The sequence below is a fragment of the Treponema sp. UBA7567 genome (assembly GCF_002476655.1).
In the GTDB taxonomy this organism is placed as follows: domain Bacteria; phylum Spirochaetota; class Spirochaetia; order Treponematales; family Treponemataceae; genus Treponema_D.
Genome location: NZ_DLLH01000049.1, coordinates 70,651 through 72,033, shown reverse-complemented (window position 1 = coordinate 72,033; position 1,383 = coordinate 70,651). Strand labels below are relative to the sequence as shown.

Sequence of the window (1,383 nt, the reverse complement as noted above, 5' to 3'; positions counted from 1 at the left end):
ACGGAAAAAGAGATGGCTATAATGCCCGCGCAATTGCCGAATATTTTAGCGATTTGTTAAATATTCCTGGACGCATGGTTGACAGGATCGACGTAAGCCAGAATTTCTCTCTTTTGAGCTTGCCAACAGGAAATGCGCTTCGTGCTCTTGAGCTTTCTAAAAGCCGCGCAAACTTGCCTCATATGCATCTTGATTCAAAAGAGGATGATAATTTTGGCGGAAGACGCCGCAGAGGCGGACGCGACAATGCCGAACGTTTTGAAGGACGAGGACGGCGTGGTTTTGGCTCAAGTCGTTATGATGTAGCCAAAAAAGACGGAGAAAGACGCGCTCAAGGACGAAGCCGCCGTGCAAATGACGGTTTTAAAAGCGAACACGGACGCGCCCGCGTGCACACTTCAACCCAGCGAAACGGGGCAAGTGCTTACAAAAAATCAAACAAAAAAGCAGAAAGATTCTAAAAATTCCGTTGAATGGCTGCGGAAATATTGATTTTTCAAATTCAAGGAGATGGCCAAAAAGAATCTTTTACGTCATTTTCGGACTGAATCTGAAAATCTAAATGTCATTGTCGTATCAAGTGCGGCAATGACATTTAGAACTTATTAGCCAGCCCCTTGGAAAAGACTTATGCAATCGAAACAGTTTCTACAAAAACACCTGTTCGCACAGTTTTGTTTATGCGTGTGCCTGAGCCGTATGCAGTCTTAATAATTAAACGGTAATTTCCTGCCGTGACGCTGTCTGGAATGTTGAACAGAATCTTTGTGTTTGTGTTGTCAACAATGTTTTCCATTCCCAGTGAAATCCATGAAGATGGATCAGGATCATAGATCCCTTCTTCCGTACATGAAGCAAGATACAGGCCGGTTTTTGCTTCATTGCCGGCAATCTTTAAGCGTTTGCCGGTAATGCGTGCAGAATAACCGATAGAAAGCTCTGTGCCGCTTTTTCTTGTGTGTATGTTGTACAAGGCAGAAAGAAGAGGCTCGTTTGTTGTGGAAATATCGGCACCGGCAGTTACATCTTTTACTGCTTCAATGGCAATATCGCTTGGAGTAAAAGAAAGCGTCATTTTAGGAATATCCTCAATATCCGGAGTTTCCGAGTCAATGCTTCCGTTTGGCTTGATATAGAGAACTCCCATTTCAAGAAGATCTACAGCTTTTCCGCTTTTAAGAAGCTCCAAAATGGCGTTTCTAAAAAGCCCTGCTGAATATAGCAAAGTTTCCCTGTCCAGAACTTTGTTATGTTCAAGGATTTTTGAAACAATGTTTCCAATAAAAGCCGTGTTTCGTTTTACCTTTGCAAAAGAAACATTCTTGTCCAAAACGGTGAGCGTGTGCATAGTAACGTTCACTGTATCTGATAGTTTATTTGAGG

General features: G+C 42.7%; 2 protein-coding genes. One reads left to right on the top strand and one right to left on the bottom strand.

Features of this window, described 5'->3' with window-relative positions:
* On the top strand, positions 1 to 461 hold a 461-nt coding region (locus tag B3Y13_RS06410), incomplete at its 5' end, for a DbpA RNA binding domain-containing protein (protein WP_296693427.1).
* A gap of 167 nt (positions 462 to 628) precedes the next feature.
* Here B3Y13_RS06410 and B3Y13_RS06405 read toward each other — a convergent pair.
* On the bottom strand, positions 629 to 1,383 hold a 755-nt coding region (locus B3Y13_RS06405), incomplete at its 5' end, for a DUF4469 domain-containing protein (protein ID WP_296693424.1).